General features: G+C 59.4%; 20 protein-coding genes. 12 read left to right on the forward strand and 8 right to left on the reverse strand.

Annotation, left to right across the window (positions count from 1 at the left end):
- The first annotated feature begins 658 nt into the window (after positions 1-658).
- Positions 659-1,402 carry a hypothetical protein gene (locus tag HMPREF1023_RS11835; RefSeq protein ID WP_227101308.1) on the forward strand — a complete coding sequence of 248 codons (744 nt, stop codon included), beginning with the start codon at positions 659-661 and terminating at the stop codon, positions 1,400-1,402.
- Positions 1,403-1,824: 422 nt separating this feature from the next.
- Here the strand turns inward: HMPREF1023_RS11835 and HMPREF1023_RS11840 are convergent, their stop codons facing one another.
- Entirely contained in the window at positions 1,825-3,285 is a 1,461-nt protein-coding gene (locus HMPREF1023_RS11840) for a S1C family serine protease (RefSeq protein ID WP_009609330.1), read from the reverse strand.
- 293 nt (positions 3,286-3,578) lie between these two features.
- Between HMPREF1023_RS11840 and HMPREF1023_RS11845 the strand changes: the two genes are divergently transcribed.
- From HMPREF1023_RS11845 to HMPREF1023_RS11875, 9 genes are all read left to right on the forward strand, one after another.
- Positions 3,579-4,112, forward strand: a complete 534-nt coding sequence (locus tag HMPREF1023_RS11845) for a hypothetical protein (protein ID WP_009609320.1) — start codon at positions 3,579-3,581, stop codon at positions 4,110-4,112.
- 27 nt (positions 4,113-4,139) lie between these two features.
- Positions 4,140-5,327 (forward strand): iron-containing alcohol dehydrogenase, encoded by a 1,188-nt coding sequence (locus HMPREF1023_RS11850; protein ID WP_009306600.1) that lies wholly within the window; start codon positions 4,140-4,142, stop codon positions 5,325-5,327.
- Between the two features lie 19 nt (positions 5,328-5,346).
- The gene (locus HMPREF1023_RS11855; RefSeq protein ID WP_009306602.1) at positions 5,347-6,756 is read left to right on the forward strand and encodes an aldehyde dehydrogenase; all 1,410 of its coding nucleotides are present in this window, start codon (positions 5,347-5,349) and stop codon (positions 6,754-6,756) included.
- Between the two features lie 134 nt (positions 6,757-6,890).
- A complete protein-coding gene (locus tag HMPREF1023_RS11860; protein WP_004847063.1) occupies positions 6,891-7,829 on the forward strand; it encodes a Rossmann-like and DUF2520 domain-containing protein in 939 nt (312 codons plus the stop codon).
- Complete coding sequence (panB, locus tag HMPREF1023_RS15295; RefSeq protein ID WP_004847068.1) at positions 7,804-8,631, forward strand: 3-methyl-2-oxobutanoate hydroxymethyltransferase; 828 nt, start codon at positions 7,804-7,806, stop codon at positions 8,629-8,631. Before HMPREF1023_RS11860 ends, panB begins: the two co-directional genes overlap by 26 nt.
- An 11-nt stretch (positions 8,632-8,642) precedes the next feature.
- Complete coding sequence (panC, locus tag HMPREF1023_RS11865) at positions 8,643-9,488, forward strand: pantoate--beta-alanine ligase (protein ID WP_004847070.1); 846 nt, start codon at positions 8,643-8,645, stop codon at positions 9,486-9,488.
- Between the two features lie 13 nt (positions 9,489-9,501).
- Positions 9,502-9,882 carry an aspartate 1-decarboxylase gene (panD, locus tag HMPREF1023_RS15300; protein ID WP_004847071.1) on the forward strand — a complete coding sequence of 127 codons (381 nt, stop codon included), beginning with the start codon at positions 9,502-9,504 and terminating at the stop codon, positions 9,880-9,882.
- Positions 9,883-10,349: 467 nt separating this feature from the next.
- The gene (locus HMPREF1023_RS11870; protein WP_009306606.1) at positions 10,350-10,658 is read left to right on the forward strand and encodes a type II toxin-antitoxin system Phd/YefM family antitoxin; all 309 of its coding nucleotides are present in this window, start codon (positions 10,350-10,352) and stop codon (positions 10,656-10,658) included.
- Complete coding sequence (locus HMPREF1023_RS11875) at positions 10,645-10,965, forward strand: type II toxin-antitoxin system RelE/ParE family toxin (RefSeq protein ID WP_009306607.1); 321 nt, start codon at positions 10,645-10,647, stop codon at positions 10,963-10,965. The genes HMPREF1023_RS11870 and HMPREF1023_RS11875 overlap by 14 nt, the downstream gene beginning before the upstream one ends.
- A gap of 83 nt (positions 10,966-11,048) precedes the next feature.
- Here the strand turns inward: HMPREF1023_RS11875 and HMPREF1023_RS11880 are convergent, their stop codons facing one another.
- The gene (locus HMPREF1023_RS11880) at positions 11,049-12,233 is read right to left on the reverse strand and encodes an FprA family A-type flavoprotein (RefSeq protein ID WP_009306608.1); all 1,185 of its coding nucleotides are present in this window, start codon (positions 12,231-12,233) and stop codon (positions 11,049-11,051) included.
- Positions 12,234-12,569: 336 nt separating this feature from the next.
- Here HMPREF1023_RS11880 and HMPREF1023_RS11885 point away from each other — a divergent pair, with 336 nt between their 5' ends.
- Complete coding sequence (locus HMPREF1023_RS11885; protein WP_009306609.1) at positions 12,570-13,436, forward strand: C39 family peptidase; 867 nt, start codon at positions 12,570-12,572, stop codon at positions 13,434-13,436.
- Between the two features lie 20 nt (positions 13,437-13,456).
- Here HMPREF1023_RS11885 and HMPREF1023_RS11890 read toward each other — a convergent pair whose 3' ends face one another.
- Positions 13,457-14,290 carry a deoxyribonuclease IV gene (locus tag HMPREF1023_RS11890; RefSeq protein WP_009306610.1) on the reverse strand — a complete coding sequence of 278 codons (834 nt, stop codon included), beginning with the start codon at positions 14,288-14,290 and terminating at the stop codon, positions 13,457-13,459.
- Positions 14,291-14,729: 439 nt separating this feature from the next.
- Between HMPREF1023_RS11890 and HMPREF1023_RS11895 the strand changes: the two genes are divergently transcribed.
- Positions 14,730-15,380, forward strand: coding sequence for an SdpI family protein (locus tag HMPREF1023_RS11895; protein ID WP_009306611.1), 651 nt, complete (start codon positions 14,730-14,732; stop codon positions 15,378-15,380).
- A 167-nt stretch (positions 15,381-15,547) separates the two neighbouring features.
- Here HMPREF1023_RS11895 and HMPREF1023_RS11900 read toward each other — a convergent pair whose 3' ends face one another.
- The 5 genes from HMPREF1023_RS11900 to HMPREF1023_RS11920 form a co-directional block, all read right to left on the reverse strand.
- Positions 15,548-16,318, reverse strand: a complete 771-nt coding sequence (locus HMPREF1023_RS11900) for an energy-coupling factor transporter transmembrane protein EcfT (RefSeq protein ID WP_009306612.1) — start codon at positions 16,316-16,318, stop codon at positions 15,548-15,550.
- Positions 16,315-17,163, reverse strand: coding sequence for an energy-coupling factor ABC transporter ATP-binding protein (locus HMPREF1023_RS11905; RefSeq protein WP_009306613.1), 849 nt, complete (start codon positions 17,161-17,163; stop codon positions 16,315-16,317). The genes HMPREF1023_RS11900 and HMPREF1023_RS11905 overlap by 4 nt, the downstream gene beginning before the upstream one ends.
- Positions 17,160-17,999, reverse strand: a complete 840-nt coding sequence (locus tag HMPREF1023_RS11910; protein WP_009306614.1) for an energy-coupling factor ABC transporter ATP-binding protein — start codon at positions 17,997-17,999, stop codon at positions 17,160-17,162. Before HMPREF1023_RS11910 ends, HMPREF1023_RS11905 begins: the two co-directional genes overlap by 4 nt.
- 81 nt (positions 18,000-18,080) lie before the next feature.
- Positions 18,081-18,707: a tryptophan transporter gene (locus HMPREF1023_RS11915; RefSeq protein ID WP_009306615.1), complete on the reverse strand. Its 627-nt coding sequence runs from the start codon at positions 18,705-18,707 to the stop codon at positions 18,081-18,083.
- 589 nt (positions 18,708-19,296) lie between these two features.
- Positions 19,297-19,944, reverse strand: coding sequence for a TetR/AcrR family transcriptional regulator (locus tag HMPREF1023_RS11920; protein ID WP_009306616.1), 648 nt, complete (start codon positions 19,942-19,944; stop codon positions 19,297-19,299).
- Positions 19,945-20,092 lie beyond the last annotated feature (148 nt).

Below are 20,092 nucleotides of genomic sequence, written 5' to 3' on the forward strand. Positions count from 1 at the left end.
GTTGCGGCATCCCAGGTCCAGCACGCGCATGCCGCGCAGATCCTCGGGCAGGAGCATCTCGCACCTGCCGCTGTACCCGTCGCGCGGCATCTCCGCGTAGTGGGCCTCCGCATGCCGAAGCTCGAGTTCGTCCATGTTCGCTCCTTCCCTTCCGACCGTCGCCCCGCGCGCACGGCCCTCAGCGCGCGGCGACGGCCTGCGGCCAGCGGCCTTTTGCGATAGACGGTCGACGCTACCCCGATCTAGCGCAATTCTAACGCGGTTCTTACGCAAATTTGGCGCGGAACCAACGCAGATCCAACGCGTTTTCCATGCGGTTTCCACATCTCGTTACGCCTGGTAAACAGCATCGTCTCCCGGTCGATGAGGCTGAATCCCCCATGTTATTTTTCACTTCATGGATATCTATCTGAGTCATAGTTCGTCGCTGACGTTCTGGTCGTCTTTCGAAATCAGCTCGGGTGCGCTCGCGCGCTGTCAGGACTCCAGAAGCCCTTCCTGGAGAAAAGACGAACCGCTGCCCTCAGAATGCAAGGTCACCGAACTCCTGATCCGCGAGCTTGCCAGAATGCCGGAGCTCGAGGGCATCGCGCTCCCCCTGCACGTCATCGTGCCGAGCCAAGCGGCACGCAGCAGATGCGGGAAAGTCGCCTGCCACGTGAGCTCCGCAATGTTTCCCAGAGGATCGTTCGTACGCATCGCCCGCAACGTGCTTGCAAGCTCGCCCGAGCTCTGCTTCGTGCAAATGGCTTCGGAGCTGTCGCTTCCCGCGCTGATCAGGCTTGGATTCGAGTTGTGCGGCACATATGGAGTGGCAACGGTTGGAAAAGCGGACTTCCGGTTCGAGCGCCCCTTCACCACTCCCGCCCGCCTCGCGCGCTTCCTGGACAAAGCCGCGAACATGCCGGGAACCGTCAAAGCCCGAAAAGCCCTCAAGCACCTCGTCGCAGGCTCCGCCTCCCCGATGGAAACGACCATGGCCATGCTGCTCTGCCTCCCGCTCCGCATGGGCGGGTACGCGCTTCCCCAACCGCGTATGAACCACGCCGTGAACCCTCGAGGGCGATCGAGGCTCGCAGTCGATGACAAATGCTACTATTGTGATTTGATCTGGCCGAACGCGAACATCGCGCTTGAATACGACGGCCGCGAGCACCATGGAACCGTCAACAAGATGGCCGACGACGCGACACGGCGCAACAACCTGCTCGACCGCGGCGTCTCCGTCTTGACCGTCACAACAAGAACGGTCCGAAACCTCATCGAGCTCGATCATATCGCACGCACCCTGTCGAGGCAGCTCGGGTTCCGTCCGCGATGCGACCAGCAAGCGTGGCGCACCAAACAGCACGAGCTGCACGGCGAACTGCTGGGCTCCTCCTTCATGACGGTTGCCATGTGAGGGGAAAATCCCCGTCTGATGGTAAAAACGAAACGGTTGGGCAATCTCGAACCCTAGGAAAAGCGCGCCCGAGAGCGACGCGTGAAAGCAAACGGAGCATAACCCCAGGTGGCGGAAAAATCGATCGGCGAAGACGGTCCGGCCGAATTACCCAACCGATCGATTTCTACCGCACAGGGCGAAAAAGTGCGACACGCGCGCAAGAGCGCCGCTAAGAGACGGGAAAGACGAGGGCGACAGGACGCGCAGAAGCGCGAAGGCAGAGCAAAGGCGGGGGAGGCGCTGCAGGGAAAAGATGACAGGGACGAAAGATGCCGCAGGGACGCGCAGAAGCGCGAAGTCGCGGATCCAACGCGCGAAGGGCCGCATCTTGCTCGATGCGGCCCTTCGGCTAGGAGAGGGGATGGTGCGTGTCGCGCAGGCTAGGCAGCGTCCTGCTGGGAGCTGCCGGAGCCGCCGCCGAACAGGCGCTCGAGCATAGACTCCTGCGCGCTGTTCTGCTGGGTCGACGCGCTCTGGGAGCTTTCATCGGAGCCGAGCGTGACCTCGACTTGCTTGGTCTCGCCGTTGCGGTTCACGTCGAGCGTCACCTTGTCGCCCGGGTTCTTGGAGCGCACGTCCAGCATGAGGTCGCTGGCGGATGCGACGTCCTTGCCGTCGAACTTCGTGACGATGTCGCCCTCCTGCAAGCCGGCTTCGGCCGCGCCGGAGCCTTCGCTGACGGCCGCCACGTAGGCGCCTTCGTCAACGGACAGGCCGTAGCGCTTGGCGTTCTGCGCGTTCACGGTGGAGAGGGACACGCCGAGCTGCGCATGGGTCGGGGTCTTGCCGTCGATGATCTGCTGGGCGAGGTTCACCGCGTAGTTCACCGGGATGGCGAAGCCGACGCCGGAGTAGTTGCCGGAGTACGACGTGATCAGCGTGTTGATGCCGATGAGCTTGCCGTCCGCGTCGACGAGCGCGCCGCCGGAGTTACCGGGGTTGATAGCGGCGTCAGTCTGGATCATATTCGGGTAGATGGTGGATTCGCCCGTGCTGTTGCCGTACTGATCGGTGGAGGCGTTCACGATCTGAGAACGGCTCGTGGCCGACACGATGCCGGTGGCAACGGACTGCTCGAGGCCGAACGGGCTGCCGATGGTCATGACCCACTCGCCGATGACGAGCTTGTCGGAGTCGCCGATCTCGATGGGCGTAAGGCCGCTGGCATCCTTGGCCTTGATGACCGCGACGTCGGAGCTGGGATCGCTGCCCACGACCTCGGCGTCGTAGGTCTCGCCCGCGATGGTGACCTTGTACGCGCTGCCGCCTTCTACGACGTGGTTGTTCGTGATGATGTAGCCGTCGGCGGTGAGCACGACGCCGCTTCCCAGCGAGGACTTCGTCAGCGTGCCGGCTTCAGATCCGTTGCCGGCCCCAAAACCGTACATGCCGCCCGCATTGGACTGGTTCGTGTACACATCGATGGCGGCCACGGAGGGAAGCGCCTTCTGCGCGACAGCCTCTGCCAGCGTCTGGTCGGACTCGGCGTCGGTAGCGTTGATGCTGCCGGAGTTTTGCGAACCCAGCTGCGTCGCAGACGAAGAGGATCCGGAATCGTTACCGCCCGCAGTGGCTTGCCAGATGCCGAAGCCGCCCAAACCGATGGCGCAGGCGACGGCGGCACCGCAGAAGGCGAGCAGGAACGTGCGTCCGCCGTGCGACTTCTTCTCGACGGTCACTCCTCCTGCCGGATGCTGCGGGTGCTGAGGCTGCTGATAGTACTGCTGTTGCTGCTGATAATAAGGCTGCTGCCCCATGGGGGCGGCATGCTGGGCATGCTCGTCGCCCTGCGTCGGCGGCACGGGGCCGTTGCCGGGGGTGCTGCCATGCGTATCGGTCATGTGCTTCACGCTCCTTCGATTCGTGCTGGTCTATGATCGCCAAGCTTTTCATTTTTGAATGCCGTCACCTTAGCACGCTCCTTCCCAGATCAGAGACGCTTGCGAGCAAATGTCACCTTTGCGTCATGGAATTACACCATTTGGTGTACGGAACGCAACCGAGTTGTACACCCGCAGGCGCACGCGAGCGACGCATGCCGCCCGAACAGCCGATTTTCCGAAGAACTTTGCTACGCGAAGCAGGCGGCGCATGTAAGATACGAACGAACAACGATGCCGTCGGAGGAGATCGCATGGCTGAATCGCCGCGACCGCGCCGCAGCGCGGGAACATGGTTCCAATCCCTGTACGTCCGCGTGCTGTTGCGGTTGCTGCCGCATCTGATCAACGTCTTCAAGCACGTGTCGCCCAAGATCCGCGCGGAGGTTGATTACCTCGAGCCGGGCTATACGTTCATGTTATCCGTGAACGGGACGGATCTGGCGTGCGCATGCCGCCGCACCGCATCCGGCTCGTTCAAGCGCGTTCCTCCCGCCGCCATCGCCTCGGACGTGGAGCCCGGCAGCGGCCTGGCCAGCGCCGACGCGCAGGCCTTCACCGTCGACTACGTCATCGCGTTCCGGTCGCTGGCCTATGCGTTCGCCTGCTTCACCGGCGGCGTGACGCTGAAGGCGGCGCTCGCGCAGCGTGCGTTCTCCACGCGCGGGCCCAACAACACGGGCGTGGCCCTCACCTATATGTTCACGGCGCTGCTGAAGCTGTTCTTCGGTTGGCGCGCCGCGTACCGCACGCCGAAGCCGCTCGCACCGTCCGCCCCGCGCGCCTAGCGCTATCCAACCTGCAAGGAGAAGCCCATGCAAGGATTCGAATTCTGTTGCCCCACGAAAATCGTCTGTGGCGCGCATGCGCTGGACAAGCTGCCCGACGAGGTGGCCGACCGCGGCATGAAGCACCCGCTGGTGATGACCGACGCGGGCCTCGTGAAGCTGGGCGTGGCCGCGAAGCTGACCGGCGTGTTGGATGCCGCCGACGTGCCCTACGAGGTGTTCGACCAGGTGCCTCCCGACTCGTCGATGGACGTGGTAAACGAGGTGGCGCGCCTGTACGCCGAACGCGGCTGCGACGGGTTCGTGGCCATCGGCGGCGGCTCGGTCATCGATACGACGAAGGGCGCGGCCGCGTCGCTGGCCTGCGAGGGCGTGGACTTCGCCACGCTGCAAGGCTCGGAGATTCTGAAGGCCGACCTGCCGCCGTTCATCGCCGTGCCCACGACGGCCGGCACCGGCAGCGAGGTGACGCTGGTCGCCGTGGTGGCCGACACGCACAAGCATGCGAAGCTGTCGTTCACCTCGTACAAGCTGGTGCCGCACGTGGCCATCCTCGACCCCGCGCTCACCTCGTCGCTGCCGCCGAAGCTGACGGCCACCACCGGCATGGACGCGCTCACCCACGCCGTCGAGGCGCACACGTCCATCCAGAAGAACCCCGTGTCCGACGCGTTCGCCGCGAAGGCGGTCGAGCTGATCGCGGCGAACCTGCCCACGGCCTGCCGCAACGGCGCCGACACCGAAGCGCGCACCAGCCTGGCGCTGGCTTCGCTTATGGCGGGCGCGGCGTTCTCGAACGCCATGGTGGGCATCGTGCACGCCATCGGCCACTCGCTGGGCGGCCTCTGCCGCATCCCGCACGGCCAGGCCATGATGATGCTGCTCCCCCACTGCGTGCGGTTCAACCTGGATCGAGGCATCCACGCCGGACTCTACGGCCAGCTGCTGGACGTCCTCGCGCCCGCTCGCGCCGCGGCCTTGGGCGCCGGCGCGGCGCCGGAAGCGCTCGATCGCGCGTTCCTCGACGAGCTGACCGCCTTGAACGACCTGTTCCACCGCGAGTACGGCGTGCCGCTCACGCTGTCCGAGCTGGGCGTGTCGCGCGACGACCTGCCCGCCGTGGCCAAGCAGGCGCGCTACGACGGCGCCGCGCTGTACAACGAGACCGAGATCACGCTGGAGGACGCGATGGCCGTCCTTGAAGCCGCCTACTAAAGCAAGCGAAGGAGCCCGCATGACCGCCACCCCCTCCTACGAGAGCATCGCCGACGTCGAGGCCGCCGCGCAGAAGATGCGCGACTTCTTCCTGACCGGCGCCACGCTGGACGTCGACTACCGCCGCCAGGCGCTCGCGAAACTGAAGGCGTACCTCAAGGCGAATGAAGAGCGCATCCTGTCCGCGCTGACCGCCGACCTCGGCAAAGCCCCTTTCGAAGGCTACGCCACCGAGCTGGGCCTCGTCTACGACGAGATCAACACCTGCCTCAAGCACCTGAACAGCTGGTCGAAGCCGCGCCGCGTGCCCACCCCCATCGTGCACTTCCATTCCACGTCGAAGGTGCACCCCAGCCCCTTGGGCGTGGTGCTGGTGCTGAGCCCCTGGAACTACCCCGTGCAGCTGGCGCTCGTGCCCATGGTGGACGCCATCGCGGCCGGCAACTGCGTGGCGCTCAAGCCCTCGCGCACGTCGAAGCACACGAGCGAGCTCTTGCTCGATATCCTGTCAAACGTGTTCCCGCCCGAGTTCGTCTGCGGCTTCCCCGGCTCCGGCGCGATGAACGACTGGCTGCTGGAGGTGCGCTGGGACCAGATATTCTTCACCGGCAGCCCGAACGTGGGCCATGCCATCATGGAGGCGGCGGCGAAGCACCTCACGCCCGTGGTGCTGGAGCTGGGCGGCAAGAGTCCCTGCATCGTGGACGAAACGGCGAACGTGAAGCGCGCAGCGCAGCGCGTGGCCTGGGGCAAGGGCATCAACTGCGGGCAGACGTGCGTCGCGCCCGACTACTTTCTCGTGCACGAGCGCGTGGCGGACGACTTCGTGCGGCAGCTGGACGCGTGCTTCCACCAGTATTACGGCGAGGACATCCTCGCGTGCGACGAATGGCCGCACATGATCAGCCAACGCCACTTCGAACGCGTGATGGGGCTGATCGAACATCGCAACCCGGATGCCACGGTGGCGTTCGGCGGGCGCGGCGACGCAGGCACGCTGCGCATCGAGCCCACGTGCCTGCGCGGCGTGACGCTGGACGACCCCGTCATGAACGAGGAGATATTCGGACCGGTGCTGCCGGTCATCACGTACAAGACGCTGGACGAGGCGTTCGCCATCGTGCGCACGTTCGAGAAACCCCTGGCCACGTACGTGTTCAGCGACGACAAAGCCGTGCAGCAGCGTGTGATCCGCGAGCTGCCGTTCGGAGGCGCCACCGTCAACGACGTGGTCATCCACCTGGCGAACAACCACATGGGCTTCGGCGGCGTGGGCAACTCCGGCATGGGCGCCTACCACGGCAAGGTGGGCTTCGACTGCTTCACGCACTACAAGTCGACGCTGAAGAAGGGCACCTGGATCGAGATGCCCATCCGCAACCCCCCGTTCGGCGACAAGATCAAGCTGCTGCGCATGTTGATGCGCTAAACGCGCCCCACGCAACCGGCTATGCGCGACGCACGGCGTAGCCGGTTGCGATTTCCGTACGCTCCTTCTTGCACAAGGGTATAAAATTTTAAGTAAACCATGAGGATTATATCAGTTTGAACGAGACCTCATCCATGCAGATTTTCATGATTGTCACTTCCCAGAAAGGAGTGATCGATATGAGAGCAGGATTTATCGGAGCGGGGAAAGTAGGATTTTCCCTTGGAAAATACCTGAAGGAAAACGGCGTAGAGATTACGGGTTACTTCAGCAAATCACCGGAATCAGCTAAATCAGCAGCAGATTTTACTAACACAAAACTATATAAGAGTATAGAGAATATCTTAAGTGACAGTGATACCCTGTTTATTACTGTGCCTGATGGACAGATAAGCAAAGTATGGGATTATATGAAGAATCTGGATATTAAAAATAAAAATATTTGTCATTGCAGCGGTTCGATTTCATCAACCGTTTTTTTTGATGGTGAAAACCTCGGTGCAAATATCTATTCGGTACATCCCCTATATGCAATAAGTGATAAGTGCGAATCATGGAAACACTTGAATAAGGCTTATTTTACTGTGGAGGGTTCGGCAGAGAATCTAGATGAGATTAAGAGTATCTTTGAGCGAGCAGGAAATAAGGTAATCGCAATGGGAGCGGAAAATAAATCTCTTTACCACTGCGGTGCAGTAGTTGTAAGCAATCTCGTAAACGGACTTTTTCAAGTGGGGGCTGAAATGCTTGTAAAATGCGGCTTTGATAAAAAAGATGCAAAGAAAGCCTTAGTGCCTTTGTTTACTGGAAATGCCGACACATTGGCAGAAAAAGGGGTTGCGGCTGCCCTCACAGGTCCTGTTGAGCGAAATGATTTGTCGACTATCACAAAACACATTGAAGCTATTAAGGCAGCATGGATAAACGAGTCTGAGGAAAAGGTGGGATATGAGATGATATATCTTTTGCTTTCAGAAAAGCTTCTCAGTATTGCACAGGAAAAACATTTAGACAGTGACTATTTGAAGATGACGGAGGTAATTAAAAATGAAAAACACAGTATCCACTTTTAAAGAACAGAAGGTTAAGGGCGATAAGATTACAATGCTGACAGCCTATGACTATTCGACAGCTAAATTGATGGACCAGTCAGGTATTAACGGTATTCTCGTTGGAGATTCTCTTGGCATGGTTATGCTCGGATACGAAAATACTTTGCCGGTAACAATGGAAGATATGATTCACCATACAAGAGCAGTTACAAGAGGTGCCAAAGATGCCTTAGTAGTTGGAGATATGCCGTTTATGTCATATCAAGTTTCAGTTGAAGAGGCCATGTATAACGCAGGAAGACTTATGAAAGAAGGAAGATGTCAAGCAGTAAAGCTAGAAGGTGGAGCCTCTGTTTGTCCACAGATTAAAGCTATTACAGCTGCTTCAATTCCTGTTATGGCACATATTGGACTTACACCTCAGTCAGTGAACGTTTTTGGAGGCTTTAAAGTTCAGGGAAAAAGTGAAGAGGGAGCAAAGAAACTCATTGAAGAGGCAAAAGCTGTTGAAGAAGCAGGAGCATTTGCGATTGTTTTGGAATGCGTACCTGCAAAATTAGCGGAAATTATTTCTGAAAGCATTAATATTCCTACAATAGGAATAGGTGCAGGATCTGGCTGCGATGGACAGATTCTCGTTTATCAGGACATGCTTGGAATGGTCTCTGACTTTACACCTAAATTCGTAAAACAATTCGCAAAGGTAGGAGATGTAATGAAAGAAGCCTTTGCTGCATATATAGAAGAAACTAAACAGGGAAGCTTTCCAGCACCTGAACACACATTTAAAATTTCAGAAGATGTAATTAACAAGTTATATTAGGAGATAGAACGATGAAAATAGTAAAAACCGTAGATGAAGTGAGAGTTATAGTCAAAGAATGGAAGAAAGAAGGTCTTACAGTAGGTCTTGTTCCTACTATGGGATTTTTGCACGAAGGACATAAGAGTTTAATTACAAGGGCTGTTTCAGAAAACGATAGAGTTGTTGTCAGTGATTTTGTAAATCCGACTCAATTTGGAGTAGGGGAAGATTTGGAAAGCTATCCGAGGGATTTGGAAAGGGATACTATGCTATGTGAGGAGGCAGGTGCTAATTTAATATTTAATCCTGAGCCGGAAAATATGTATTTTGACGATTTTTCAACATATGTAAACATAGAAAGTCTTTCAGAGGAACTTTGTGGAAAATCACGACCAATACATTTCAGGGGTGTAGGCACAGTAGTATCTAAACTTTTTAATATTGTAAATCCCGACAGAGCTTACTTTGGTCAAAAGGATGCACAGCAGCTTGCGATTATAAAAAGAATGGTTAGAGATTTGAACTTTGATATCGAAATTGTGGGCTGCCCTATAGTTAGAGAAGAGGATGGTCTTGCAAAGAGTTCAAGAAATACATATCTAAGCAAAGATGAGAGAAAGGCGGCACTAATTTTAAGCAAAGCAGTTAAGCTCGGAGAAGATATGGCAAAAGCAGGAGAAAAAGATACAGATAAAATTGTATCAGAAATGATTAAGCTTATTGAAACTGAGCCTATGGCGAAAATAGATTATGTTCAGGCTGTAGACGCTGTTTCAGTTAAACCGGTCAAGGAGATGACAGCACCAGTACTAGTTGCCATGGCAGTTTATATCGGCAAAACCAGATTGATTGACAACTTTATTTACGAAGGTTAAACGGGGGTTAAATATGACATTTGAAATGTTAAAGGGGAAGATACACAGAGCTACAGTAGTTCAAGCAGAACTTGATTATGTAGGAAGCATCACTGTAGACGAAGACTTACTTGACAGTGCCGGAATTTTGGAGTATGAAAAGGTAAGTATCGTAGATATAAATAATGGGAACAGATTTGAGACATACACAATTGCAGGAGAAAGAGGCAGCGGAATGATATGTCTCAATGGAGCTGCTGCAAGATGTGTTCAGACAGGTGATAAGATAATCATAATGTGCTATGCACAGATGACTCCAGAAGAGGTAAAGAAAAATCCACCTAAAGTAGTATTTGTAGATGAGGATAACAAAATATCAAGAGTCGCAAGATACGAAAAACATGGTAAGCTATAAGACATGTAATTTGCAAATAAAAAAGGGCATTTCGGTAATTAAAAAATGTAAAAGGTGAAGAATATGTCATCTGCCCTCGTTGTGAGCAAGAAGTTTATAAAGAAGTAATAATTTATCCATTTTGTAACTTTGGCATAATGGCATGGCTTGAAGGAGAAAATGATGAAAATAGCAAACCAGTGAAAGATAAATCTAAGTAAAATCTCAGCTTAACAATTTAATATCTATATTTACAAAGCAGTTGGTCTTATGATTGACTGCTTTTAAAAAAGACACCGTTTAGGTGTGAGGTCTTTTTAGTGTTATTTATAGTCATATCAAGGCTCGTTTAATTATGGTAAATTCGTGGTAAAATGAGTGCTTTTCTATACTTCAAAATATTTGAAAGTATAGTGTTTATACGGATAATCAAAAATTAGATATAAAATTTGTTATAAATATATAACAAATTTTGCTAGGAGGCACGTATGGTTATGCAAGCCGCTTTGCCCCAGATCAGGCCCATCAGCGATCTGCGCACTCGTTTGAACGATATCGAGAACCTCGCTCGCGAGTCGCGCGAGCCCATCATCATGACGAAAAACGGCACCGCCTCGCTCATCGTCATCGATAGCGACGCTTATGACGAGCATCTGCATCACGAGCGCGCCGTGCGCAAGCTGCGCGAAGCCGAGATAGAAGAGAAGTATCGACCCGCCGCCGTCTCGTACGACGAAGTGAAGGCGCGCGTGGATCAGCTCATCGAAGCAGCGGAGCATCTCGGTGCGCACGATTGAGTTCAGGCCGCGGGCCAGCGTCGATCTCGATGGCATCCTCGTATACATCGCACTTACATTGAAGTCGCCGCAAGCCGCTCGAAATACCGCCGATGCCATCTTCGCCGCAATCGAGAGAGCCGCCGAGCTTCCCGAACTCGGCCAACCGTTCTTCGACGAAGATCTCGATCATCAGGGGTATCGCCGCGTACTCGTGAAGCGCTACTGGATCTATTACACCTACGATGCCCATACGCTTACCGTGCGTCGCGTGTTCCACACGATGCAAGACACCGACTGCTACGGGTTCGAGCTGCTGGACGACTGATCGCATCCGAAGCACGCGCCGCTCGCGCTGCGACGGGCGCAAGCGCGAATGCAAAGAACGCGACACCTTCAGAAACGGCGCCCTTAGCCTGCCACGCCCTGCTTGATGGTCTCCTGCAACCGAGCCAGGTGATCCTCGTCCTCGATCCACTGGTGGCTCAGCGTGCCCAGAGGCAAGTCGAAGCCGCACGCCTCCAACGCCGCAGCAACCTCGTCGGGACCGTTGGTCCCCCAACCGTAGGAACCGAACGGGATGCCCACGCGCCCCTCCCAGCCTGCTTTCGGCGAGAGGCCCTTGAGGTAGCACAAAAACGCGGCAACCGTGGGCATCATGCCGTTGTTCAGCGTTGGCGACCCTACGGCTACGAACTTCGCCGATAAAAGATCGGTCATGATGTCCGAGATATGGTTCGCCTTGAGGTCGAACAGCCGGGTGGGCACGCCGCACTCGATGAACGCCTCCACGATTTCGAGCGCCATGTCCTCGGTGGTGTGCCACATGGAATCGTACACGACGATAGCGCTGTCATCGGGGGCGAGCGAACTCCACCGCCCGTACTCCCCCAGGATCTCGGCCACATGGCTGCGCCAGATGACGCCGTGGCTGGGAGCGATCATGTCGACCTCGCACCCTTCGAACGACTTGAGCGCCTTTTGAACATGGCGCGAGTACGGCATGACGATGTTGGCGTAGTATTTCTTCGCCTGCGCCAGCACCTCGGGCAGGCCCACCTCGTCGTCGAAGTGCTTCGACGACGCGAAATGCTGGCCGAACGCGTCGTTGGAGAACAGGATGCGGTCGTATTCGGAATACGTGGCCATATTGTCGGGCCAGTGCACCATCATGGTCTGAGTGAAGGAAAGCGTTCGCTTGCCGATGCGCAGGGTATCGCCCGTCTTGACCGGCACGTAGCCGCGGTCGCCGTAATGGGCGGTCAAACCGTTCACACCGTGAGGACCGCTGGCGTAAATTTTCGCACGCGGAGCGAGGTAGGAAATGGCAGGAACCGCGCCGGAGTGATCTTGCTCTACGTGGTTGACGATGACGTGCTCGATACAGGCCGGATCGACCACCTCGCTGATACGCTCGATAAGTTCGCCGGCGAAAGCCGGTTTGCAGGTATCGATAAGGGTCACCTGCTCGTCCATGATAAGGTAGGCGTTGTACGTGGAACCGCGATCCGTCGTGTATCCGTGGAAGTTACGCTCGTTCCAATCGATGCCGCCCACCCAGTACACGTCGGGCTTCACCTTCACCGCATGCAGCATGGCCGCTCCTATCGTTCGCCGCCCCTCCCCCGACGGGGAGGGGCTCTCGTCTCTCGGCTGAAATGTTATCACATGGAAAGCAATTGCCGAGAGCTACCTCTTCTCCACCGGCACCTGGATCTCGGTGAGCCACTCCGATTCGGGAATGCCGCTCCATGATCGCAGCGATGCGGCATGCACGCCTTGAGTAACATGAGGAGGTTTTGCGACTCGTGAAACAATTCGTCAACGACTGACGTGTTTGAAGCGAAGGGCTTTCTCACGAATTTCTTTCAGGTTGTTTTCAACATCCGCCGATAAGCTAGAAGCAGGCCGACCCAAGAGAAAGGTGCGAGCATGGCTGCACAATCGCCCCGCAGACGCGCCTCGCGCATTCGAACCGCCGCCTACCGACGCCGGCTGTTCGCCCGTCAGACAAATCCGCTCGCCAGCCGCGAGCGCCCGATTTTCAGGCGAAGGCGCGGACGCTGGACCGCCGCACGCCTGTGCTTTTTCGGCGCGGCAGCGTTGTTGGCGGGCGCGGTTTCGTTTTCCATGCTGTCGTTTCCCCCGGCCGCAGCCGATATAGACGCAGAGAAGCGCGCGGCGCAGGACGTTGCTTCGTTGCAAGAAGACGTCTCGCATCCGCAACGCTCCGCCTCCCTGGAGGTGCCCGCCCTAGCGCAGAACCCCGAGCTGCCCACTGGCTGCGAGTCGGTGGCGCTAACGAACGCGCTGCTATCGCTCGGGTTCAACCTGGGAAAAACGGATATCGCCGACAACTGGCTTCCTTTGAGCGAAGACGACTTCGTGACGGCGTTCATGGGCGACCCGCATTCGACCGACGGCCACAGCTGCATGGCCCCGGCAATCGTCCGAACCGCCGACGCCTATCTGGCCGCGCAAGGATCTTCCCTGGAGGCGACCGACATAACCGGCTCGTCGCTCGACCAAGTACTCGATCAAGTGGCCGGCGGCAACCCCGTCATCGCCTGGTGCACCATAGGGCTGGAGCCGCCCGGCGCCGCCTACCGGACGGCGCGCGAAAACGGCCGCACCTACCGTCTATACGCGAACAGCCACTGCGTGGTGGTGAGCGGCTACGATTTGAACGAAGGCCTCGTGCTGGTCAGCGACTCGCTGGCCGGCCAGGTGAGCTACGATCTCCAGCAGTTCGCCGTTCGCTACTACGAACTGGGCGCGCAAGCCGTGGTCATCGAATAAGCGGCCGCGCGAACGCTCGCCTATTCATGCGCCCTGCGCAGCGCGGCGATCTCTTCGGCGTAGCCTGCGAGATCCGGGTTGGGGGTCTCCAGGTAGAACGGCAGGTCGCGCAGCTTCGGATGGTTCGTCACGGCGGCCAGGGCTTTGAAGCCGATCTCGCCTTCGCCGATGCGGGCGTGGCGGTCCTTGTGCGAACCGCGGGCATTCATGCTGTCGTTGAGGTGGATGGCATGCAAACGGTCGAGCCCGATCACACGGTCGAACTCCTCCAGCACGCCGTCGAGGTCGCCCACGATGTCGTAGCCCGCATCCCACACGTGGCACGTGTCCAGGCACACGCCCACGTGGCTCTCCAGCTCCACCTGCGCGATGATGGCCGCCAGCTCCTCGAACGTGCCGCCGATCTCGCTGCCTTTCCCCGCCATCGTCTCCAATAGCAACGTGGTGGTCTGATGCGGCAGCAGGCTCTGGTTCAGCGCGTCGGCGATCTTGGCGATGGCAACCTCGCACGGCTGGCCGACAGCGCTGCCGGGATGCATGTTGTACAGCTGATGCGGCGTCTCCTCCATACGGCCGAGGTCCTCGGCCAGCACCATGAGCGCGAAATCGCGCGTCTGCTGCTTGTCGGAGGCGGGGTTCAGCGTGTAAGGCGCGTGCGCCAGGATGCGCTCGATGCCATGCTCGGGCGCATAGGCGGCAAAGGCCGCGATGTCTTTCGGGTCGATGGCCTTCGCACGGCCGCCGCGCGGGTTGCGCGTGAAGAACTGGAACGTGTTGGCGTCGATGGACACGGCGTCCTTCGCCATGTGGAGATAGCCCTTCGCGCTTGAGAGGTGGCAGCCGATGGTGAACATGCCCGCATCCTTTCCGATGGTTTAATCGTGACGCACATAGTAGCATATAGGAGCGCCGGACCGAACGGCTCGTGTGCAATGTCGCAGGTTCTACGCGTTCGCGCGAGCCCGGTGGCATCCGATGGTGAACATGTGGCGAGATCCTTCCGATCAGGGAGCTTTCCCGCCATCGTAGCGCCCGGCCGTCGCCGCGCGGCACCGGCGAGCGTCGCTGAACCCACTTGTTGGAAGGCCGTTGAAGAACCGTGCAGCCGAGCGCAATCCGACCGAGCGGCGGCGAAGCGGCCGTACGGTCTGCGATAGTGTCGGTCGTCTGCAAGGTTCGCCCGACGCGCGCGGCAAGCCGCCGAAAACCCCGCGTTGACCGACCCCCCCCCCGGACGATCTATACTGGAAGGCGAGAGAGCCGCTGAAAGGGAGCGAACCGAAAGGACGCATCATGAAGAAGGGCTACATCGCCGTCGGCGTTCTGTTCGCTATCGACGTCGCCGTGACGGCGGCGTTCGTGGCGATCATGCCCGACCAGGTGCCGGTCCATTTCACGGGCGGCGAGATCGACCGCATCGGCAGCAGGTTCGAAAGCTTCACCGCGCCCGCTCTCGCGCTTGCGTTCGGCCTGTTCATGATGTTGCTTACGAGGTTCGGCGACGAAGGCAACCGCGCAACCATGATGAAGCTGACCGTCGGCATGCAGGCGATCTTCATCGCCGTGACGGTGTTCGCATCCCTGAACATCCTGTCGCACGACGTTTCGGATATCTCCCTCGGCGCTCCCGACGCCGGCATGTCGAAGATCGCCGCTTTCGTCATCGGCGCCACGCTGCTGTTCCTCGGCTACCTCATGCCCAAAGCGACCCGCAACTCGGCCTTCGGCGTTCGCCTGCCGTGGACCCAGAAAAGCGATGCCGCGTGGCAGAAAGGCCAGCGCTTCGGCGCGCGCACGTCCATCCCCGCCGGCATCCTCATGATCGTCTGCGGCATCCTCTTCGACGGCGATCTCGCATTCGCCGCCACCATGGTCGTCTTTGCAGCCTGGGCGCTCATCAGCATCATCGGCTCGTACTTCGCGTGCAAGGACATCGATGCCTGAGCGGTTGATGAATCTCCACCGTTTGTTCGATTGCGCTTGCTGGCTCCAACCTGTATTATGTAGGCATTCGGGCTGGTCGAAAGATCCGGGCCTGACGGGAAGGCGGAGGTTTTTCTCCGCCACTTCTATCTCTGGAGTTCCAGGCTAGCGAACCGCTTCCGCAGCCGTTACAGCAGCACTCCCAGGGCCACGGCGATCGCAACGAGCGCGAGGGATCCCGCCATCGCGGCCACGTCGGCTGCGACGAACGGGTACTCCTTGTAGCCGCTTGTCGCGGTGCGCAGGTTGAAGCCGCGCACCTCCGCGGCTATGGCGGCGCTGTTGGTCTTGCGCACCGACGACACCAGCAGCGGCACGCACAGCGGCACCATCAGGCGCACCTTCCGCACGATGCCGCCCGCGTCGAACTCCACGCCGCGCGCCGTCTGCGCTTCCATGATGCCCTTCATGTCGTTCATGAACATCGGGATGAAATGGATGGTGGATGTGAAGGTGAACGCGTACTTGTACGGCACGTGCAGCACCTTCACCACGGCGTTCGTGATGTCGTTCATCTTGGTGACGTAGAACACGAGGAACAGCGGGATGGCCGCAGCCACGAGGCGCACCACCGTGGTCAACGCCGCCAGCAGACTGCCCGTGCCGACGTAGCCCCACGGCAGCTCTACCAGCACCGCGCCGCTGGGCGTCGTGAGCACCTGCACTACAGCCAAGATCAGCGAGAACGCGAACACCGCCTTCGCCAGACCGATGGCGGGCCTCACCATGCCGCACGTCGCGGCCAGCGCGAAGCCTGCCGCCAGCAGCACGGCCAAGAACGCGAGGTTGCTGGAGCAGAAGCACGCGAGCGCGAACGCCGCGGCCGCCGCCAGCTTGGCCACCGGGTTCATGCGATGCAGCGGACTGGTGCCGGGCACGTATTCCAGAAACGAGCTCATGCGCACACGCTCCTTTCGCTCGTCCGAACTTCCTCCATGACGGCCGCGGCCATCTCGTCCAGCGTGTTGGCGCGGCCGACGGGCCCGTCCGCGAGGTGCGGCATCTCGCGGCCCAGCTCAAGCGACAGCTCCACGATCTGCGGCGGGACGAGCGAGGCGCGCTCGAGCGTTTCACGGTTGCGCAGCACGTCGAACGTGGGAGCGTCGTCCACCACCTCGCCGCCGCTCATCACGATGCAACGCGCCGCGTAATCGGCCACCACCTCCATGTCGTGGCACACCATGACCACCGTGGTGCCTCGCTCGTGGATGCGGCGGATGATGTCCATGACCTTCACGCACTCGCGATAGTCCAGGCCGGTGGTCGGCTCGTCGAGCACCACCACCGGCGGCGCGAGCACCACGATGGACGCCAGCGCCAGCAGCTGGCGGGCGCCGCGGTTCAACAGGAACGGGTCGTCGTCGGGGTCGAAGGCGAACTCCTCGACGATCGCGTCGACGCGCGAGTCGGCGTCCGGTCCGTCCAGCCCCAGCGCTTTGAAGCCGAACAGCAGCTCCTCGCGCACCGTGTTGCAGCAGATCTGGCTGTCGGGGTTCTGGAACAAAAAGCCCACGCGGCGGGCCAGCTCGCTGGTGCGCAGGTCGCTCGTGGGGACGCCGTCGATGAGCACCTGGCCGGCATCGGGCTTGAGCAGGCCGTTCATCAGGCGCATCGTGGTGGACTTCCCCGCCCCGTTCGTGCCGACGAACGCGACGAACTCGCCGTCGCGGATGGTGAAGCTCACGCCTTTCAGGATGGGAGCCGACCCGTCGTAGGACGCGTGCACGTCGCGGAACTCGATCATGCGAGCACCTCCTTCAACGCCTCGCGCGCCTCGCGCACGTTACGGACGGGCGCGCCGGCGTACAGGCCTTCAGCGCGCAGGCGGTTCATGAGCGTGGTCGAACGCGGGCAGTTCACGCCGATGGCCTTCAGCTCGTCCGAATGTTCCAGCACCTGCGCGGGGGCGTCGGCGAAGCGAATCCGCCCCTCGTCGACGACGACCAGCATATCGGCGTACTGGGACAACAGCGCGATCTTCTGCTCCACCACCACGACGGTGGCGCCATGCTCGCGCGCATAGCGCGCCAAGAGGTCGAACACAGTGCGCGAACTCAGAGGATCGAGTTCGGCGGTAGGCTCGTCCAGCACGAGCACCCGCGGGTTCAGCGCCAGGACGGACGCGATGGCCACCTTCTGCTTCTGCCCGCCCGACAGCGACGAGATCACGCGGTCGCGCACCTCGGAGATGCCCATGTCGGCCAGCGCCTGCGCCACGCGATCCTCGATCTGGCCGCGCGGCACGCCGAAGTTTTCCAGGCCGTACAGGATCTCGTCCTCCACGACCGACGTGACGAACTGGCTGTCGACGTCCTGGCAGACGCTGCCCACCAGCCGCGACACGTCGGTGAGCGCGACTTCGCAGGTGTCCAGCCCGTCGACGACGACGGAGCCGTAGAAGTCGCCCGGATAGCAATGCGGGATGATGCCGTTCAGCGCGTAGGTCAGCGTGGATTTGCCCGAGCCGGCCGCCCCGGTGATCCCGACGAACGCGCCGTCGGGAATGTCGAGGTCGATGCCGCTGACCACCGGGCGGTCGCCCTCGCGGTACCGGAACGTGAAGTCGCGTATCTTGATCATGAAAGAGTCTTTCTGGGGTCGCAGGTTGGCGTAGTGAGTCAGCGAGGCGGGCTGTTTCGCCGTTCGGAGAACGGCGAAACCCTAGCGCTTCAGCACCTTCTTCAGCGGCATGGCCAGGACTTGGACGAGGATGCAGTTGAACGTGGCGGTGCCGAAGACGATGGCGGCGTACGTGGCCAGGGCCACCATGACGTCGCCGCCCGTGGACACCACGTTGATGTAGACGGACAGCAGGGCGAAGGTGCCGCCGGACACCACCGTGGAGACGAACGTGTTCACCAGCGGGTTGAGGTCGAGCTTGCCGCCGATGCGCAGGGGCACCTTGATCAGCAAGCCGCAGGCGAGCGCGCCCAGGACCTCGGAGGGGATGTTCAGAAGCGGCGTGGCGTTCAACAGGGGGATCTGGCAGATGAGGCCGGCCAGCAGGCCGATGACCAGGGCCTGTCCCAGCTTCGGACGGGTCAGGATGATGGCCAGGCAGTACATCGCGATGATGAAGTTCGGCTTCATGCCCATCGACGAGAGCAGCGAGCCCACCGTCAGCTTGAGCACCGCGCCCGCGGCCAGCAGCACGGCGATGAGGATGAGGTCCTGCGTGGACAGGCCCGCCCTGCTCGGCGCCGCCGCCACTTCGCGCTTGCGCGGCGCTGACGCCTCGCCTGCCGTCGCCGTTTGCGTCGCAACCTCGCGCTTGATCTGCTGTTCCATGTTCCTCAATCCTCTCTTGGCGGAGTCCCCGCCGGTCGCGTGCCCCTCCCGGGGCGTCTGGTTTGCCGGCACGAACTTCGCGGACGAGGATCACTCCGCGCAATCAACCTCATGGCCTCGGCGCTGTGCGCCCCCGCAATGAAAAAGACCTGTCCTTCTCATCGAAGGACAGGTCTTGTAAACCTGCGGTGCCACCTTCACAGTTGATTCCGCGATGCAGAACCCTCTCACGAACATGCCAACACATGTTCTGCCCTTAACGCAGGCTCACGGTCCAGATACTCGGTCAGCCCGGCCGCTTGCGCGCCGCGCCTTCCTTTCCCCTTTCCCTCGGCGATCCATTTACCATCCAGCTTACTGCGGGAATCCCAGCTGCGCCCGCTCTCTGTGAGTGCTCATGACGGCTTGACCTTCGCCTCATCGGTTTCAAGGTATTAAGTTGTGGCGCAAACTATAGCACAGTGTTAGGAAAAGCTGTCAAGAAGTTTTTCACAGCATCCGTCGGACGTGTCCGGCGTGCCAAAGGGACGGGTGTCTTGACACACGCCCCTTTGGCACCATTCCCTTGATACCATCAAAGCGTGTCAAATCACCCGTCCCCTTGACACGCCTTGTCGCCGGCCGACAGGTACGCGGCGACAAGGCGGCGCGTTTCGGCCGCCGACGGCTCCAAATCGCCGCACACGGTCAGCATTGAGCGAGTGCGGGCGAGGCCGATAGCGGTCGACGACGCCACAAGCGCCTCCTCCTCCACCGAGCGATCCGTCAGCATACGCCGTTCGGGGCACTCGGCTAAATGCGCGCGCAAAGCGTCGGCCATGGAGCGCTGAATAGCCAATATGTCGCGCTGACCTTGAAAGAACAGCTGAGGCATGGAGCGCAGCGCTTCGCGTCGCAGGTTCACAATGCCCTCGTCCACGCCCGAAGCGGCGCCCGTTCCCACTACGCCGACCAACACGTCGAGGTAGCAGGCTTCGCTATGCTCTTCGAGGATGCGAACCAGCTGTTCGTCGTCGGGAAACGAGTCCAGACGACCCATGATGGCGGCCGCTTTCGATGGGAAGTAGTTGAAGAACGCCTTCTTGGAGATCTCGGCACGGGCGCAGATGTCCTCTACCGTCACGCCGTCGTAGCCCCGTTCGATGACCAGCTCTAACGCCGCTCGCTCCACCGAAAGCCTGGCTTTGAGCTTCTTACGATACCGCAGGCCTTCCGCCGACGGCTTTGTCTGTTCCACGTTGCGCGCACCCTTTCATCGCCGCGATGTGCCGTTTCGGTGCAGGGTACCACAACTTTACTGCCGAGCACTTTTCATCTACCGAATGAATATTTATACTGAGTGTAAATCACGTCAACCGCATGACAACGGGCGTCTTTGAAGTCGG

It is taken from the genome of Eggerthella sp. 1_3_56FAA (assembly GCF_000185625.1).
In the GTDB taxonomy this organism is placed as follows: domain Bacteria; phylum Actinomycetota; class Coriobacteriia; order Coriobacteriales; family Eggerthellaceae; genus Eggerthella; species Eggerthella lenta.

Coding starts and splice junctions, on each gene's coding strand:
- HMPREF1023_RS11840 (WP_009609330.1), bottom strand. CDS start 3,285: ATGACCGATACGCATGGCAGCACCCCCGGCAACGGCCCCGTGCCGCCG.
- HMPREF1023_RS11860 (WP_004847063.1), top strand. CDS start 6,891: ATGCAGATTTTCATGATTGTCACTTCCCAGAAAGGAGTGATCGATATG.
- panD (WP_004847071.1), top strand. CDS start 9,502: ATGACATTTGAAATGTTAAAGGGGAAGATACACAGAGCTACAGTAGTT.
- HMPREF1023_RS11870 (WP_009306606.1), top strand. CDS start 10,350: ATGGTTATGCAAGCCGCTTTGCCCCAGATCAGGCCCATCAGCGATCTG.
- HMPREF1023_RS11880 (WP_009306608.1), bottom strand. CDS start 12,233: ATGCTGCATGCGGTGAAGGTGAAGCCCGACGTGTACTGGGTGGGCGGC.
- panC (WP_004847070.1), top strand. CDS start 8,643: ATGAAAATAGTAAAAACCGTAGATGAAGTGAGAGTTATAGTCAAAGAA.
- HMPREF1023_RS11890 (WP_009306610.1), bottom strand. CDS start 14,290: ATGTTCACCATCGGCTGCCACCTCTCAAGCGCGAAGGGCTATCTCCAC.
- HMPREF1023_RS11845 (WP_009609320.1), top strand. CDS start 3,579: ATGGCTGAATCGCCGCGACCGCGCCGCAGCGCGGGAACATGGTTCCAA.
- HMPREF1023_RS11885 (WP_009306609.1), top strand. CDS start 12,570: ATGGCTGCACAATCGCCCCGCAGACGCGCCTCGCGCATTCGAACCGCC.
- HMPREF1023_RS11895 (WP_009306611.1), top strand. CDS start 14,730: ATGAAGAAGGGCTACATCGCCGTCGGCGTTCTGTTCGCTATCGACGTC.
- HMPREF1023_RS11915 (WP_009306615.1), bottom strand. CDS start 18,707: ATGGAACAGCAGATCAAGCGCGAGGTTGCGACGCAAACGGCGACGGCA.
- HMPREF1023_RS11905 (WP_009306613.1), bottom strand. CDS start 17,163: ATGATCGAGTTCCGCGACGTGCACGCGTCCTACGACGGGTCGGCTCCC.
- HMPREF1023_RS11855 (WP_009306602.1), top strand. CDS start 5,347: ATGACCGCCACCCCCTCCTACGAGAGCATCGCCGACGTCGAGGCCGCC.
- HMPREF1023_RS11910 (WP_009306614.1), bottom strand. CDS start 17,999: ATGATCAAGATACGCGACTTCACGTTCCGGTACCGCGAGGGCGACCGC.
- HMPREF1023_RS11850 (WP_009306600.1), top strand. CDS start 4,140: ATGCAAGGATTCGAATTCTGTTGCCCCACGAAAATCGTCTGTGGCGCG.
- panB (WP_004847068.1), top strand. CDS start 7,804: ATGAAAAACACAGTATCCACTTTTAAAGAACAGAAGGTTAAGGGCGAT.
- HMPREF1023_RS11900 (WP_009306612.1), bottom strand. CDS start 16,318: ATGAGCTCGTTTCTGGAATACGTGCCCGGCACCAGTCCGCTGCATCGC.